At 71.5% G+C, this 14,543-nt stretch carries 16 protein-coding genes; 8 read left to right on the top strand and 8 right to left on the bottom strand.

What is annotated here, in order from left to right:
* Positions 1-79 precede the first annotated feature (79 nt).
* Complete coding sequence (locus ABD331_RS39060) at positions 80-1,339, top strand: MFS transporter (RefSeq protein ID WP_344486895.1); 1,260 nt, start codon at positions 80-82, stop codon at positions 1,337-1,339.
* A gap of 3 nt (positions 1,340-1,342) precedes the next feature.
* Entirely contained in the window at positions 1,343-1,942 is a 600-nt protein-coding gene (locus ABD331_RS39055) for a VOC family protein (RefSeq protein WP_344486892.1), read from the top strand.
* 41 nt (positions 1,943-1,983) lie between these two features.
* Here the strand turns inward: ABD331_RS39055 and ABD331_RS39050 are convergent, their stop codons facing one another.
* The 7 genes from ABD331_RS39050 to ABD331_RS39020 all read right to left on the bottom strand — a co-directional run bounded on the left by ABD331_RS39050 (position 1,984) and on the right by ABD331_RS39020 (position 7,674).
* Positions 1,984-3,177, bottom strand: coding sequence for a flavin-dependent oxidoreductase (locus ABD331_RS39050; RefSeq protein WP_344486889.1), 1,194 nt, complete (start codon positions 3,175-3,177; stop codon positions 1,984-1,986).
* A 122-nt stretch (positions 3,178-3,299) separates the two neighbouring features.
* Entirely contained in the window at positions 3,300-4,679 is a 1,380-nt protein-coding gene (locus ABD331_RS39045) for a TrpB-like pyridoxal phosphate-dependent enzyme (protein WP_344486886.1), read from the bottom strand.
* Between the two features lie 11 nt (positions 4,680-4,690).
* A complete protein-coding gene (locus ABD331_RS39040; protein ID WP_344486883.1) occupies positions 4,691-5,347 on the bottom strand; it encodes a transglutaminase-like domain-containing protein in 657 nt (218 codons plus the stop codon).
* Positions 5,344-6,501 carry an acyl-CoA dehydrogenase family protein gene (locus ABD331_RS39035; RefSeq protein WP_344486880.1) on the bottom strand — a complete coding sequence of 386 codons (1,158 nt, stop codon included), beginning with the start codon at positions 6,499-6,501 and terminating at the stop codon, positions 5,344-5,346. The genes ABD331_RS39040 and ABD331_RS39035 overlap by 4 nt, the downstream gene beginning before the upstream one ends.
* Positions 6,502-6,516: 15 nt before the next feature.
* Positions 6,517-6,891 (bottom strand): ectoine synthase, encoded by a 375-nt coding sequence (locus ABD331_RS39030; RefSeq protein ID WP_344486877.1) that lies wholly within the window; start codon positions 6,889-6,891, stop codon positions 6,517-6,519.
* Positions 6,888-7,157, bottom strand: a complete 270-nt coding sequence (locus tag ABD331_RS39025; RefSeq protein WP_344486874.1) for an acyl carrier protein — start codon at positions 7,155-7,157, stop codon at positions 6,888-6,890. The genes ABD331_RS39030 and ABD331_RS39025 overlap by 4 nt, the downstream gene beginning before the upstream one ends.
* Before the next feature lie 103 nt (positions 7,158-7,260).
* The gene (locus tag ABD331_RS39020) at positions 7,261-7,674 is read right to left on the bottom strand and encodes a hypothetical protein (RefSeq protein ID WP_344486871.1); all 414 of its coding nucleotides are present in this window, start codon (positions 7,672-7,674) and stop codon (positions 7,261-7,263) included.
* 241 nt (positions 7,675-7,915) lie between these two features.
* Here ABD331_RS39020 and ABD331_RS39015 point away from each other — a divergent pair, with 241 nt between their 5' ends.
* The 3 genes from ABD331_RS39015 (at position 7,916) to ABD331_RS39005 (ending at position 11,816) form a co-directional block, all read left to right on the top strand.
* Positions 7,916-8,809: a DMT family transporter gene (locus ABD331_RS39015; RefSeq protein ID WP_344486868.1), complete on the top strand. Its 894-nt coding sequence runs from the start codon at positions 7,916-7,918 to the stop codon at positions 8,807-8,809.
* Between the two features lie 82 nt (positions 8,810-8,891).
* On the top strand, positions 8,892-10,415 hold the full coding sequence (locus ABD331_RS39010; RefSeq protein WP_344486865.1) for an AMP-binding protein: 1,524 nt from the start codon (positions 8,892-8,894) through the stop codon (positions 10,413-10,415).
* 87 nt (positions 10,416-10,502) lie between these two features.
* A complete protein-coding gene (locus ABD331_RS39005; RefSeq protein WP_344486862.1) occupies positions 10,503-11,816 on the top strand; it encodes a cation:proton antiporter in 1,314 nt (437 codons plus the stop codon).
* A 293-nt stretch (positions 11,817-12,109) separates the two neighbouring features.
* Here ABD331_RS39005 and ABD331_RS39000 read toward each other — a convergent pair whose 3' ends face one another.
* The gene (locus ABD331_RS39000; RefSeq protein ID WP_344486859.1) at positions 12,110-12,418 is read right to left on the bottom strand and encodes a hypothetical protein; all 309 of its coding nucleotides are present in this window, start codon (positions 12,416-12,418) and stop codon (positions 12,110-12,112) included.
* A 221-nt stretch (positions 12,419-12,639) separates the two neighbouring features.
* On the opposite strand from ABD331_RS39000, the gene ABD331_RS38995 reads away from it, so the two are divergent.
* The 3 genes from ABD331_RS38995 to ABD331_RS38985 are packed head-to-tail and all read left to right on the top strand — an operon-like array spanning position 12,640 to position 14,524.
* Positions 12,640-13,530, top strand: coding sequence for an alpha/beta fold hydrolase (locus ABD331_RS38995; RefSeq protein WP_344486856.1), 891 nt, complete (start codon positions 12,640-12,642; stop codon positions 13,528-13,530).
* A 29-nt stretch (positions 13,531-13,559) separates the two neighbouring features.
* Positions 13,560-14,339 carry an alpha/beta fold hydrolase gene (locus ABD331_RS38990; RefSeq protein ID WP_344486853.1) on the top strand — a complete coding sequence of 260 codons (780 nt, stop codon included), beginning with the start codon at positions 13,560-13,562 and terminating at the stop codon, positions 14,337-14,339.
* Complete coding sequence (locus ABD331_RS38985) at positions 14,339-14,524, top strand: hypothetical protein (protein WP_344486850.1); 186 nt, start codon at positions 14,339-14,341, stop codon at positions 14,522-14,524. Before ABD331_RS38990 ends, ABD331_RS38985 begins: the two co-directional genes overlap by 1 nt.
* The last annotated feature ends 19 nt before the right edge of the window (positions 14,525-14,543 follow it).

Raw genomic sequence — 14,543 nt, 5'->3', positions numbered from 1 at the left:
CTTGCCCGACAATGCATCCGATTACCGACTTCATGGCAGGCCACCCGTGACCGCTGTCCCCACGGCGTCTCCGCAAGAGATGCGCAAGGTCGCAAGCGCGAGCTTCATCGGCACCGCGATCGAGTTCTACGACTACTACATCTACGGCACCGCCGCCGCGCTGGTGCTGAACGAGGCGTTCTTCCCCAGCCTGTCGCCCCTCGCGGGCACCCTGGCGTCGCTGGCCACCTTCGCCATCGGCTTCATCGCCCGGCCCTTCGGCGCGATCCTGTTCGGCCACTTCGGCGACCGCGTCGGGCGCAAGGCAGTCCTGGTGGTGTCGCTGCTGCTCATGGGCCTGTCCACGGCGGTGATCGGGCTGCTGCCCGACTTCTCCACGATCGGCGTGGCCGCGCCGATCCTGCTCGTGCTGCTGCGCATCCTGCAAGGCATCGGGCTGGGCGGCGAGTGGGGCGGCGCGGCCCTGCTGGCCACCGAGTACGCCCCGCGCGGGCGCCGCGGCCTGTTCGCCTCCGCCCCGCAGCTCGGCTCACCGGTCGGGTACTTCGTCGCGACCGCCGTCTTCTGGGCGCTGTCGACCTGGCTGCCCGCCGACGCCTTCCAGTCGTGGGGCTGGCGGGTGCCGTTCCTGCTCTCGTTCGTGCTGGTCGTCATCGGCCTGCGCATCCGGCTGCAGATCGCCGAGACCCCGGCCTTCGCCGCGTTCACCGCCAAGACCGAGGCGGCCAAGCTGCCGATCGCCCAGGTCGTCCGCCGCAACCCCAAGGAGCTGTTGCTCGGCGCGGGCGCCATCGTCGTGGTGTACGTGATGTTCTACACCGCCGCCACCTACTGCCTGACCTACACCACCAAGACGCTCGGCATCCCACGGCCGACCATGCTGGCGCTCACCCTGGTCGCCGTGGTCGTGCTCGGCGTGAGCACGTTCCTGGTCGCCCGGCTGTCCGACCGGCTCGGGCGGCGCAAGCTCGTCATCGCGGGCGCGGCGTTCGGCGTCGTGTGGGGCTTCCTGCTCTTCCCGCTGCTCGACACCAAGAACTACTTCCTCATCGCGGTCGCGCTGAGCGGCGCCCTGCTGTGCATGGGCATCGTGTACGGGCCGATGGGCGCGTACCTGCCCGAGCTGTTCGCCACGGACGTGCGTTACTCCGGGGCGGGCGTCGCCTACAACCTGGGCGGCGTGCTCGGCGGCGGCGTCGCCCCGCTGCTGGTCGCGCAGATCAGCGAGAGCGCGGGCACCGCCGGGGCGGGCTGGTTCATGAGCGGCATGGCGCTGCTGTCACTGCTGTGCGTGCTCGCCCTGCCGGAGACGCGCGACCGCGATCTCACTAAGGTCTGACACATGCTCGACCACCTCGCCTACGCCACCCCGACCCTCGACGACACCGTCGCCGCGCTGGAGAAGGCCCTGGGGGTGCGGGCCGCCGAGGGCGGCCGGCACCCGGGCCTCGGCACCCGCAACTACCTGTACGGGCTGGGCGGGCGCCGCTACCTGGAGATCATCGGGCCGGATCCCGAGCAGCCCGAGCCGGACGGGCCGCGCTGGTTCATGATCGACGAGCTGAGCGGGCCGCGGCTGGTCAACTGGTGCATGCGGCCCGCCGACCTGGACGCCACCGTCGCCGAGGCGCGGCGGCACGGCGTCGACCCGGGCGAGCCCCGGGCCATGTCCCGCCGAACCACGGACGGTGACCTGCTGGAATGGCGGCTGACCATGCCGTCGCGCGACCCGCTGGTGCCCTTCCTCATCGACTGGGGCACCACCGTGCATCCCGCCGACCGGGGGTTGCCGGAGGTGTCGCTGCTGTCCCTCACGGGGCGGCATCCCGACCCCGGGCACGCGCGCACCCGGCTGCGGGCGTTCGGGGCGGAGCTGGAGGTCGAGCGCGGCGACACGCCCGGCCTCGTGGCGCGCCTGGCCGGAGGCGTCGTCCTGAGCTGAGCCCCTCCGGCACGCGGGGGCCCGAGGCGGCGGCGGGGAGGTCAGGGTTCGGGCGGGTGTACCGACCAGCTTCGGCGCGCGTTCAGCGTGGCCGGCTCGAACCCGGCGAGCTTCTTGTACCGCAGCGCGATCTCCTCGCGCTCCGCCAGCGGCATGACGTCCTCGATGTCGGCGAACCCGTCCGGCGCCCGCTCGTGCGTCAGCCGCAGGATCACCTCGGGCCCGTCGCCCCGGTTGGCCAGCACCACCCCGTTGGTGACCGGCCGCCGCTGCTCCTCGTAGAACTCCAGGCCGAGGCCGTTGGCCAGCGCGTACGCCAGCACCCGCGCGTCGATCACGGCCTGGGTGCCGCCGTTGGAGCCCGTCGGGTACATCGGGTGCGCCGCGTCGCCCATCAGCGTGACCGTCGGGGTCGACCAGTAGGGCAGCGGGTCACGGTCGACGAGCGGGTACTCCAGCACCTGGTGCGCGCCGGCGATGAGCGCCCGCACGTCCAGCTCGTCGCAGTGCCAGCCGTCCACGTGCGGGAGCACCTTCTGCACGCTGACGGGCTGGTTCCAGTCGCCGCGCGGCACGCCGTCCACGCGGGCCGCGCGCTGGACGGCCCAGTTGATGAGCTGGGTGCCGTCGTCCCCGGGCGGCGCGATGGGGTAGATGACCAGCTTCTGCGTGCTGTCGCCGACCATGAGCATGGACCTGCCGGTCATGAACGGCCTGGCGTACGTGGTGCCGCGCCACAGCACGTCGCCGCCGGGCAGCGGCTCGCCCTCGCCGGGGAAGAGCGCCTGCCGGACGCCGGAGCGGATGCCGTCGGCGCCCACGAGCAGGTCGGCGTCGTGATCGAGGCCGGTGACGGGGGAGCCGAGCACCACCGCCTGCGGGCCGAGCCGCTCGCGCACGGCCTCCAGCAGCATGAGCTGCAGCCGCCCCCGGTGGATCGAGTACTGCGGCCACAGGTAGCCCGCGTCCAGCCCGCGCGGCTCCGACCAGATGCGCTGCCCGCGGGAGGTGAGGAAGGTCAGGTCGGCGGTCGCCACGCCGATCGACGCCAGGCGCTCGCCCAGGCCCAGCTCGATCAGCTCGCGGATGGCGTGCGGCAGGATGTTGATGCCGACGCCCAGCGGGTGCAGCTCCCGCACCGCCTCGCGCACGGTCACGTCGGTGATGCCGGCGGCGTGCAGGCTCAGGGCGGCGGTCAGACCGGCGATGCCGGCGCCGGCGATGACCACGCGCATGGGCCGCTCCTCGAAGCCGTCTGGCGGTCAATCCGTTCGTAAAGATACTTGAGCGGCACTTGGCCGACCAGAGCGCAAGAAACGGGGGCCTCCGGCAGGAGACCCCCGTCATGGGCGTTGCGTCACAGGGTGGCGAGCTGCGGGATGCTGTCCAGCCCCTGCTGGAACACCTCCTCGCTCGGCTCGTCGTCGGGCAGCGTGCCGCTGAGGTACTTCTCGTAGGCGGCCAGGTCGAAGTGCCCGTGGCCGGACAGCGCGATGAGGATCGCCTTCGAGCGCCCCTCCTCGCGGCACCGCAGCGCCTCGTCGATGGCCGCCCTGACCGCGTGGCTGGACTCGGGCGCCGGCAGGATGCCCTCCGCGCGGGCGAACATGATGCCCGCCTCGAAGACGGCGACCTGACGCAGCGCGACCGCCTCCATCAGCCCGTTCTCCACCGCCCTGCTGATCAGCGGCGAGCTGTCGTGCGCCCGCAGCCCGCCGGCGTGCACCGGCGGCGGCACGAACCGGTGGCCCAGCGTGTGCATCCGCGACAGCGGGGTGAGCCGCGCCGCGTCGGAGTGGTCGTAGGCGATCCGCCCGCGCGTCAGCGTCGGGCAGGCGACCGGCTCGGCCGCGATGAGCCGGATCTCGCGGCCGCCCCGCAGCTTGTCCCGCAGGAACGGGAAGCACATCCCGGCCAGCGTGCTGCCGCCGCCGCACGGGCCGACCACGATGTCCGGGTAGTCGTCGGCGAGCGCCATCTGCGCCATCGCCTCCTGGCCGATGACCGTCTGGTGCGCGCACACGTGATTCAGCGAGCTGCCCCGCGTGTACCCCAGCTCGGGGTTGGCCCAGGCCACCTCCATCGCCTCGGACTTGGCGATGCCCAGACTGCCCGGATGGTCCGGGTCCTCCGCCAGGATCGCCCGGCCCGCCGCCGTCTCCGGGCTGGGGCTGGCGGAGCAGACCGCGCCGTACGCCTCCATCAGCGCCCGCCGGTACGGCTTCTGCCGGAAGCTGACCCCGACCATGAACACCTTCGCGGTCAGCCCGAACATCGCGGCGGCCGACGCGATCGCGGTGCCCCACTGGCCCGCGCCGGTCTCCGTGACCAGGCCCGTCCGTCCGGCCTGCTTGTTGTAGTACGCCTGCGGAACCGCCGAGTTGGGCTTCAGGCTGCCGCTCGGCGCGACGCCCTCGTACTTGTAGTAGATGCGGGCCGGGGTGTCGAGCACCCGTTCCAGCCTGCGGGCCCGGTACATCGGGGTCGGCCGCCACTGCCGGTAGATGTCGCGGACCGGGCCGGGGATCTCGAACTCCGGCTCGGTGCTCAGCTCCTGCTCGATCAGCGGCTCCGCCATCGACCTGGCCAGCTCCTCCCGGCTGACCGGCTCGCCCGTGGCCGGGTCGAGGATGGGCGCCGCCGTGCCCCCGAAGTCCGCGGCGATGTTGAGCCAGGAGGTCGGGATGTCGTCCTCGGACAGGGTGTACTTCACGCGCTCGTTCAAGGTGAACCTCACACGATCGATGTTCAGACGCTCGCCTCGGCTGTCAGCGAGCCCTTCACGGTTTGGTCGTGGCCGTCCAGCAGCCGCGGGTGGTCCGTCCTGAACGTGTCCAGGACCAGCTCGTACGGGAAGTCGTCGAACTCCCCGTGCCAGCGCAGGAACTCCATGTGCCGCCGCCCCGACTCGTCGAACGGGTGGTAGACGCTGTCGGCGGCGCCGTCGAACTCCAGCGGCTTGAGCCGGTACAGGCGGCACAGCGTCTTGTTGAACACCGGCGTCGCCTTCACCCAGCGGCCCTCCAGCCCGACCGAGACCAGGCCGTGGAAGCGGAACACGTCGCCGCCGACCAGCTCCTTGAGCCGCCCGGAGGCCAGGTGGTTGCGGACGTCGGCGAACACCAGCCTGGCCGGGATGCCCAGCGAGCGGGCGGCTGCGGCGTACACGATCGACTTGTGCAGGCAGAAGCCGCTGCCGCGGGAGATGATCGTGCTGGCCCGCAGCCCGTCGCGGGACATGTCGATGTCGTAGACGTCGTACAGGATGTCGTCCCGGACCGCGTAGTACAGCCGGACCGCCCGGTCGGTGGCGGTCTCGGCGCCCGCCGTCGCACGGGCGGCGAACTCCCGCACCGCGGGGTGGCCGGTGTCCAGGAACGCGGTGGCGGCCAGGTCAGCGGTCATGTCTGTGACTCCTTCAGGCCGAGCATCCGCGCGATGCGGATCCGCTGCATCTGCGAGGTGCCGGAGTAGATGGTGCCGCCGACCGCGTCCCGGAGGTCCTTCTCCAGGCCGGTCTCGGCCAGGTAGCCGCGCCCGCCGAAGATCTGCACCGCGGACAGCGCCGACTTGACGTTCGCCTCGCTGGCCACCACCTTCGCGATCGCGATGTCGGTGGTGACGTCCCGGCCCTTCACCAGGCCCTCCGCCGCGTCGTACAGCCAGCGGCGGGCCGTCTCCACGCCGATCTTCATCTCCACGATCTGGTCGGCGATCATCTGGAAGGAGCCGATGGGCCGGCCGAACTGGCGCCGGCTCGTGGCGTGCGCCACGCACCGGTCGAGCCGGTGCCGCATCGCGCCCACCTGGACGATGAACGAGCACAGGATCTCCCAGCGCATCACGTGGTCCAGCACCGTGAACCCCATGCCGGGCCTGCCCAGCACGTTCGCCGCCGGGATCCGGCAGTCGCGCAGGGACAGCTCGCCGAGCGGCGAGCTGCGCAGCCCCATCTTCGGCACGTCGGGGCCGGCCTCCAGCCCCTCGGTGCCCCGCTCGACCAGGAAGGCCGTCAATCCGAACGGGCCGAGGCTCGCGTCGGTGACCGCGTACACCACGATCAGGTCGGCCACCGGGCCGTTCGTCACGAACACCTTGTCCCCGTCGAGCACCCAGTGGTCGTCGCCGTCGGGCTTGGCGGTCATGCCCATGCCCAGCACGTCGGAGCCGCCACGCGGGTCGGTGATCGCGTGCGCGGTGATCGTGCCGCCGTCGCAGATGCCCGGCAGGTGGCGGGCCTTCAGCTCGGCGCTGCCGAAACGCTGCAGCGGGATCCCGGCGCTGACGATCTGCGTGCAGACCGAGAAGCACAGGCCCCCGTCCCGGCAGCCCTCGCCGAGCCCCTCCAGGACGTACATGGTGCTGAGCAGGTCGAGCCCGCGGCCGCCCCACTCGGCGTGGAACGGCAGGCGCAGCAGCCCGGAGGCCCGCACCCGCTCCCACTGGGGCATCGGCGGCCCGGCCGCCCTGTCGGCTTCGAGATGGTCCTCGCCCAGCGCCTCGTACCAGTGCGCGAACTCGGCTCTGAGCTCGCGATGCTCTTCGCTCCACTCGTACATGCGAGATCAGATCCGTCAGTAGCAGGAGAACGCGGCCTCGTCGAGCGCGTGGCGCTCGTCGCCGCGCAGCGCGGGGGAGAAGACGCAGATCAGCCGCATGTCCTCGCCGGGGTAGGCGATCAGGTGGTGCGGGTCGTTCTGGTCGAGGGCGTACATGGTGCCCGGCTCCAGGGCGTGCGTGCGCCCGTCGGCGTCGACCACCGCGCCCGCGCCGCTGATGCAGTAGCAGGCCTCCAGGTGCTTGCGGTACTCCAGGGGGGAGCTGGTCCCGGCCCAGACGGTCGTGTCGGTGAGCGTGTAGCCCATGCCGTCGTCCTCGACCAGGAAACGGCGGCTGAGACCGTTGCCCCACTCGACCGGCTGCACGTCGGAAATCTTGCGAATGATCATGTGAATGTCCGTTCTGCTGATGCCGGCAGGGCTGACGCGACGAAATCGCGGATGTTGGCCACCGTGCGGAAGTTCTCCGGGACGATGTCGAGCTCGTCGACGGGGATGCCGAAATGATCCTTCAGCCAGGAAATGAGCCTCAGCAGATCGAGGCTGTTGATCACCCCGTTGCGGAAAAGGTCGTAATCGACCTCGAGCTCGTCGGCGGGAGTATCCGGAAGATACTCCGTCACCACGAATTCTCTAATCACCTGTGTGATGTCCACGAATCGCAGCATCACCTCTGCGCACAGCCCGGCGCATCTCGCAGAATGCGCGGTGCCGGACGGTCAGCCGGCACCGCGCGCAGTCAGCGGACGGTCGAATGTGTCAGGCCCTGACCATGGTCGACCGAAAACCGCCGCCCGGCCATTCCCAGGCCCCGGTGTTGGACTTGCGGTCCTCGTCGAACGTGCCGGTGAAACGGGCGGGCGAGCCCGGGTCGCCGTACCAGATCGTCAGGGTGTCGCCCTTCACCTCCCAGGTGTACTTGAGGATCTCGTGGGACTGGCCGAACAGGTGTGACTTGAGCGTGCCGGTCTCGGGGTCGTAGCCGATGTACTCCACCGACCTGCTCACGCCCAGCTCGACGTGCTGGATCAGGTAGAAACCCCCGTTCAGCCACTCGAACCTGACGGTGCCCTCGTCGGTCTGCTCGCCGCTCTCGTCGAAGTTCGTCACCTTCCAGGTGCCGACGAGAACGTCGAGCTGCCGCATCGCGGGATTCGGGGTTTTGTCGGCCATCGTGTTTCTCCTCCCTTTCACTGGCGGGGACTACGGGCCAGATCGTACACTGCCGCCAGATGGCCGCCAATACCTGCGCAATGACGATCCTGACCGCATTCATCAAACAAAGTCAATGACTCTGTCCGCGCGTAAGTGAGCACGTTGGAAGAAGACCCGGCGCGGGCTCCCGTGTTAGTACTCGAAGAAGTGCCGGCACGCAGAAATTCGCCGAACAGGCGAATTCTGGAAGGAGTAGCCCATGAGTCGCCGTGGCTGGGTGCTGTTCGCCCTGATATCTGTCATGTGGGGCATTCCCTACCTGCTGATCAAGGTCGCGGTGGCCGAGGTGCCGGTGCCCGTGCTGGTCTTCGCCCGCACCGCCATCGGCGCCGCGCTGCTCCTGCCCCTCGCGCTGCGCGGCGGGCAACTCGGCATGCTCAGGAAGCACTGGCGGCCGGTCGCCGCGTTCGCCTTCCTGGAGATCCTCGCGCCCTGGTGGCTGCTGTCCGACGCGGAACGGCAGCTCTCCAGCTCCACCGCCGGGCTGCTGATCGCCGCCGCGCCCATCCTCGGCGTGCTGCTGGCCCGCATGACCGGCGGCGAGGAACGCCTGGGCAGGGCCCGCTGGGCCGGGCTGGCGCTCGGCGTCGTCGGCACCGCCGTGCTCGCCTGGCCGCACCTGGGCGGCGGGAGCGCCTGGTCGATCACCGAGGTGCTGCTGGTCGTGCTCGCCTACGCCATCGCCCCGCTGATCGCCGACCGCTACCTGCGCGACGTGCCCACCATCCCGCTCACGGCGGCCTGCCTCGGCCTCGCCGCGCTCGTCTACGCGCCCGCCGCCGCCTGGACCTGGCCGGCCACCATGCCCAGCGGCGCCGTGCTGGCCGCGCTGCTCGGGCTGGGGGTGCTCTGCACGGGGCTGGCGTTCGTCGTGTACGTCGAGCTCATCAAGGAGGCCGGGCCGTCGCGCGCGCTGGTCTCCACGTACGTGAACCCGGCCGTCGCCATCGCCGCAGGGGTGCTCGTCCTGCAGGAGCCGCTGACCGGGCTGATCGTCGTCTCCTTCGTGCTCATCCTCGCCGGGTCCGTGCTGGCCACCCGCGCCGAGGCCGAGCCGGCCGCCGCTCCCGAGCTGGAGGACGTCCGGTCCTGACGGCAGGAAGCTGACGGTCACCGGCACGTAGCTGACGCCCCTCCGCCTGGTTCCCGGCACCCCGGTCGCCGAAGCTCGAGACATGACGACAACCGAACTGCTGAACGGTTTCCTCGCCCGGACGAAGTCCGACCCGGACGCGCCCGCGCTGCGTACCCGTAAGGGGGTGGTCAGCTACGGCGAGCTCGCCGCACTCGCCGGACACGCGCAGGCGGAGCTGACCACCCTGCCACCCGGGCCGGTCGCGGTCCTGGCCAAGAAGTCGCCGGAGGCGATCGCGCTCGTGCTCGCCTGCCTCGCGGCGGGACGGCCGGTGCTGCTGCCGCCGATCGACCTCGGAGAGGTCGCCTTGCGCGAGCTGTGCGAGCGGGCCGGGTGCGCGCAGGTGCTCGCCGCCGACGCCGGGCAAGCCGAGGAGCACCCTGATCTCGTCACCAGGGTCATCGCCGGAAACGGCGTAGGGGGCGGCACCGGGAACGGCGCAGCGGGCGGTGCCGGGACCCCTGCCGAGGGCGGCGCCGGAGGGGGGCCGCCGCTGCCCCAGCCCGCGCCGGTCACCGCCGCCCACACCGCCTTCATCCTGACCACCTCGGGCTCCACCGGAACCCCCAAACTCGTCCCGCTCTCCACCGGCGCCGTCAGCGCCTTCACCCGCTGGGCGGGCGACGCCTTCGGCCTCGGCCCCGGCGAGGTGGTGCTCAACTACGCGCCGCTCAACTTCGACCTGTGCCTGCTCGACATCTGGGCCACGCTGCGGCACGGCGGCTGCGTCGCCCTCGTGGACCCCGCCGTGGCCGCCAACCCGCGGCACGTCGGCGACTTCTTCGCCGCCTGCGACGTGACCGTGGTCCAGGGCGTGCCCATGCTGTACCAGCTCCTCGCGGAGGGCGCCTTCCCCGCAGTCAGGCACGTCATCGTGACCGGGGACCACGCGCCCGCCTCCGTACGGGCGACCCTGCCGGACAGGTTCCCCAACGCCCGCTACTACAACGTCTACGGCTGCACCGAGACCAACGACAGCTTCTGGTACGAGTTCGACGCGGCCGAGGCCACCGCGCCCGACCCCCTGCCGATCGGTGAACCGCTGCCCGGCGTCGTCGCCAGCCTGGAGCCCCCATCGGATCCGGAGCGTATGGACGCCGCCGAGCTGCTGGTCCGCACGCCGTTCCAGACCACCGGGTACCTCACGGCCGGCCCGGGCACCTCGAACGGCCGCTTCGTCGCCGGCGCCGACGGGCACACCTGGTTCCGCACCGGCGACCTGGTCCGCCGCGACCCAGGCGGGCGGCTGTTCCTCGTCGGCCGGGACGACTTCCAGCTCAAGGTGCGCGGCGTCCGCGTCAATCCCGAGCAGATCGAACGCGTCCTGCTGGAGCACGACGACGTCGTCGAGGCCGTGGTCGTGCCGGACGGTGAAGGCGGCGACGTCCGGCTCACCGCGTTCGTCCGCAGGACCCGCACGAGCGGGCTGTCGGGGCTGCGCCTGCGCGCGCACTGCGCGACCCGGCTGCCCCGAGCGGCCATCCCGTCGGCCATCCGACTGGTCGAGCACCCGTTCCCGCGCACGTCCACCGGCAAGGTGGACCGCAAGCGCATCGCCGCCTGACGACCACCCTCCATCACCTTTTCGGCTTTTTTCGGGCTTTTTCTGGGCGCCGCACACTCTGCGGCGCCGCGATCTGAGGAGAACGTCATGACCCCCGTCGCGCCCATCGGTGCACACCAATTGCTGATCTTCCTGCTCCAGATCGGGACGTTGCTGCTCCTGGCGCTTGCCCTGGGCGCCCTCGCGACCCGCCTGAGACTGCCGTCCGTGGTGGGTGAGCTGCTCGCCGGCGTGCTGGTGGGCCCCTCGCTGCTGGCCCACCTCGCGCCGGACCTCCAGCAGTGGCTGTTCCCCGCCCAGCCCGGCCAGTTCCACCTGCTCGACGCGGTAGGGCAGCTCGGCGTGATCCTCCTGGTCGGCCTGACCGGCATCCACCTGGACATGGGCCTGGTCCGCAGACGCGCGGCGACGGCGGCGGGCGTCAGCGTGGGCGGGCTCGTGGTGCCGCTGGGGCTCGGCGTCGCCGCGGGCTTCCTCATCCCCGGCTCCCTGATCCCGGACGGCGCCGACACCATGGTCTTCGCGCTGTTCCTCGGCGTGGCCATGTGCGTCAGCGCCATCCCCGTGCTGGCCAAGACGCTGATGGACATGAAGCTCATCCACCGCAACGTCGGCCAGCTCTCGCTCACCGCCGGGATGATCGACGACGCGTTCGGCTGGTTCATGCTGTCGATCGTCAGCGCCATGGCCGTGCACACCGTGTCGACCGGCACCGTGCTGACGTCCCTGGCCTACCTCGCGGCCATCGTCGTGTTCGCCCTCACCGTCGGCAGGCCGCTGGTGCGCGGCTCGCTCCGGCTGGCCGCCCGATCCGAGGGGGCCGGGCCCACGGTGGCCACCACGGTCGTGCTCATCGTGCTCGCCGGCGCGGCCACGCACGCCCTCGGGCTGGAGGCCGTCTTCGGGGCGTTCGTGATGGGCATCCTCATCGGCGGCGCGGGCAAGGTGGACCCCGCCAAGCTGGCGCCGCTGCGCACCGTGGTGCTCGGCGCGCTGGCGCCCGTCTTCTTCGCCACGGCGGGCCTGCGCATGGACCTGACCGCGCTGTCCGAGCCGCCGGTGCTGCTGGCGGGGCTCGCGGTGCTCGCCGTCGCCGTCGTCGGCAAGTTCCTCGGCGTGTACGCGGGAGCCAAGCTGAGCAGGCTCAACCGGTGGGAGGCGCTCGCCCTGGGCGCCGGGCTGAACGCGCGCGGGGTCATCGAGGTCGTGGTGGCCATGGTGGGGCTGCGGCTGGGCATCGTCAGCGTCGAGGTGTACACGATGATCATCCTGGTGGCCGTGGTCACGTCCGTCATGGCGCCGCCCCTCCTGCGCATGGCGATGGCCCGGGTGGAGCGGACGGCCGATGAGGAGCTGCGGGAGACGGCTTACCGGGCGTGGGAGCGGCAGCCGTCCGGGTGACCGCGTCACCTTCCGCGCCGAGGGGCTCGCCGTCGAATACGGCGAGCCCCTCGGCGTGCCGTGGCACCTTGTTGCCGCGGGCGCCAGAGCGGCCCCGCAGCAGGACGGCTCACGGCAGGACGGCGCGCGGGAACGGCTGCACAGCAGGACGACGAATAAGCGCGCTCCGGCCATTCATCCGGGCGCGCGAAAACGAAGACCCCCGCGGCGCCCGCGGGGGTCTTTCCGTGGTGTTCGTTTTATATCGCTCCCTCCATCGTCAATGTCCGGCGCAATTCTCGGGAAACTCCTTCCTAGGCGGACGGCCAGGTGTTGTCGGGGTCGTCGGCCGGAACCGGCCAGGTGTTGTCGGGGTCGTCAGCCGGGACCGGCCACGTGTTGGGGGCGGGGGCCGCGACCACCTTCGGCCAGGTGTTGGGGTCAGGGGCGGCGGCGGGAACCGGCCAGGTGTTCGGGTCGGCCTGCACCGAGTCAATCCCGCGCTCCGCCACCAGGTCCAGCACGCCGGCGCCCACTCCGAAAGCCGCACCGAAGGTGGCCACCGCCGCCGCGAGCTTGACAATGTTGCCGGAAATCCGCGGGGAAAGAATCGCGTTCGTCATTTCACTGCCTCTTTCTCAAGTTTGGTTTTTCGGAGCCGTTCTCGCTTGCACTTCCAACTTTGCGATCCCGGCGCCCGGCAAACCAGATAAAACGGAGTCAGCAAGCTGCAGGCGCGTTGCACCTTCCTGCCACGCGCATCCGTGGAGGGGGGCGGCGGCCGGCCCGACAGTGAGAGGAGGCATTGACGTGAACTGACCGCAGTTGGTGAATGGAGAGCGCCATGAAGACACAGATCGTCCTCGTGCCCGGTCCGTGGATGGGCGCCTGGTGCTGGGAGCCGGTGTCGCAGCGCCTGCGTGAGCTCGGCCACGACGCGCTGGCCGTCACCCTGCCCGGGCTCGCCAGCGCGCGGGAGGACGTGTCCCACGTCGGGCTGGAGTGCCACGTGGAAGCCGTCATGGAGGTGCTGGACGAGCGGGACCTGCGGGACGTCGTGCTGGTGGGGCACAGCTACTCGGGGCTGGTGGTCGGCCAGGTCGCCGACCGGATGCCCGACCGGGTGGCGCACACCGTGTACGTGGAGGGGTTCCTGCCGCACGACGGCAAGTCGTTGCTGCACGCCTTTCCCGAGCGGTTGCGGGAGAGCGAGTTGCGGCAGATCGCCGACAACGAGGGGCGGTGGCCGGCGCCCGACGCGTCCGTGGTGGGGGACGGGCAGGGGCTGACGGCGCGGCAGGCGCACCTGCTCGCCCGGCGTTTCGTTGGTCACCCCGGGCGGACCGTGGCCGACCCCGTGAAGCTGACCCGGCCGCTCGCCGAGCAGCGGGCCACCTATGTCGTCTGCTCCATGGAGCACGTGGACGGGCAGATCGCCGCCGACGTGACGGCCATGCGGATGGCGCCCTCCTGGGACTTCGAGACCCTGCACACCGGGCACTGGCCGATGATCTCCACGCCGGGACCGCTGGCCGGCCTGCTGGCCGCCATCGCCGACCGCATCGCCGACCGCACCGCTGACCGCACCGCTGACCGCACCGCCGACCGCACTACCGACCGCACCGCCGACCGCACCACCGACCGCCCCGACGGCCGCATCACCGACCGTCCCACCGGCCGGGCCGCCGTTCCTGAGGGTGCGGGGGAGCGGCGGCGCACGCATGAGGGTGCGTGAGCGGACGGCCGGACGGACACTGACCGCTCATGAACACCGAGGTGCTGCTGCCGCTGCGGACGACCGGCTCCGGCGTGCCGCTGTTCTGCGTCCACCCCCTGTCAGGGCTCGGCTGGTGCTATGCGGGCCTGCTGCCCTACCTGGGCCGCCGCCCCGTCCACTGCTTGCAGGCCAGGAGGCGGCCCGCACGCGACCTGGCCGCGATGGTGGCCGACTACCTGGCCACGATCCGAGAGGCGCAGCCGGACGGGCCGTACCAGCTCATGGGCTGGTCGGCGGGAGGCAGCATCGCGCACGCGGTGGCGTGCGAGCTGCAGCGGCAAGGCGCGCACGTCGCGTTCCTGGCGCTGCTCGACTCGTTCCCGAGCACGGGCGAGGAGCCGCGTCCGGCGGACAGCGAGGGCGACAGGCTGGACCTGGCCCGCACGCTCGCCGCCGACCTCGGCACCCGCGCGCGCCAGGACCCGGGAGAGGACGCCGCGCGAGTCCTGCGGCGGCTGGCCCGCGACAGCGGCCTGAGCGAGCGGCTGCTGTCGGAGCTGGTGGACACCGCGCTCGGCACCCGCGCCGCCGTGCGGCGCGCGCTGCCCGGCACCTTCCGCGGCGACGTGCTCCACCTGGAGGCCGCCAGGGAGAGCAGGGGCACGCTGACGCCGCGCGCCTGGGAGCGCCACATCGAGGGCCGCCTGGACGTGCGCCGCGTCGACTGCCGCCACGTGGACATGATGCGCCCCGGCCCCCTGAGCGTCATCGGCCCCATCCTGGCCGCCGAGCTGAGCCTGGTTCAGACAGGACCCGCACCGAGCTGATGTCGATCCGGGACAGGACCCGCACCGAGCTGATGTCGGTCCGGGACGGGACCCGCATCGAGCTGATGTCGGTCCGGGACGGGACCCGCATCGAGCTGATGTCGGTCCGGGACGGGACCCGCATCGAGCTGAGCCCGAATCGGGACGGGCCCGCACCCCTTGTCATCCAGCACGGTCAGAGATGATGTGGGCACCCGCGCGTTG

Source organism: Nonomuraea monospora (assembly GCF_039531895.1).
In the GTDB taxonomy this organism is placed as follows: domain Bacteria; phylum Actinomycetota; class Actinomycetes; order Streptosporangiales; family Streptosporangiaceae; genus Nonomuraea; species Nonomuraea monospora.
Note: the sequence above shows the minus strand (reverse complement) of the source record. Positions and strands in the feature narration are given on the sequence as shown.

Excerpts from the sequence above, each read along its gene's own strand:
- ABD331_RS39060 (WP_344486895.1), top strand. The coding sequence starts at position 80 with ATGCGCAAGGTCGCAAGCGCGAGCTTCATCGGCACCGCGATCGAGTTC.
- ABD331_RS39055 (WP_344486892.1), top strand. The coding sequence starts at position 1,343 with ATGCTCGACCACCTCGCCTACGCCACCCCGACCCTCGACGACACCGTC.
- ABD331_RS39050 (WP_344486889.1), bottom strand. The coding sequence starts at position 3,177 with ATGCGCGTGGTCATCGCCGGCGCCGGCATCGCCGGTCTGACCGCCGCC.
- ABD331_RS39040 (WP_344486883.1), bottom strand. The coding sequence starts at position 5,347 with ATGACCGCTGACCTGGCCGCCACCGCGTTCCTGGACACCGGCCACCCC.
- ABD331_RS39035 (WP_344486880.1), bottom strand. The coding sequence starts at position 6,501 with ATGTACGAGTGGAGCGAAGAGCATCGCGAGCTCAGAGCCGAGTTCGCG.
- ABD331_RS39030 (WP_344486877.1), bottom strand. The coding sequence starts at position 6,891 with ATGATCATTCGCAAGATTTCCGACGTGCAGCCGGTCGAGTGGGGCAAC.
- ABD331_RS39020 (WP_344486871.1), bottom strand. The coding sequence starts at position 7,674 with ATGGCCGACAAAACCCCGAATCCCGCGATGCGGCAGCTCGACGTTCTC.
- ABD331_RS39015 (WP_344486868.1), top strand. The coding sequence starts at position 7,916 with ATGAGTCGCCGTGGCTGGGTGCTGTTCGCCCTGATATCTGTCATGTGG.
- ABD331_RS39010 (WP_344486865.1), top strand. The coding sequence starts at position 8,892 with ATGACGACAACCGAACTGCTGAACGGTTTCCTCGCCCGGACGAAGTCC.
- ABD331_RS39005 (WP_344486862.1), top strand. The coding sequence starts at position 10,503 with ATGACCCCCGTCGCGCCCATCGGTGCACACCAATTGCTGATCTTCCTG.
- ABD331_RS39000 (WP_344486859.1), bottom strand. The coding sequence starts at position 12,418 with ATGACGAACGCGATTCTTTCCCCGCGGATTTCCGGCAACATTGTCAAG.
- ABD331_RS38995 (WP_344486856.1), top strand. The coding sequence starts at position 12,640 with ATGAAGACACAGATCGTCCTCGTGCCCGGTCCGTGGATGGGCGCCTGG.
- ABD331_RS38990 (WP_344486853.1), top strand. The coding sequence starts at position 13,560 with ATGAACACCGAGGTGCTGCTGCCGCTGCGGACGACCGGCTCCGGCGTG.
- ABD331_RS38985 (WP_344486850.1), top strand. The coding sequence starts at position 14,339 with ATGTCGATCCGGGACAGGACCCGCACCGAGCTGATGTCGGTCCGGGAC.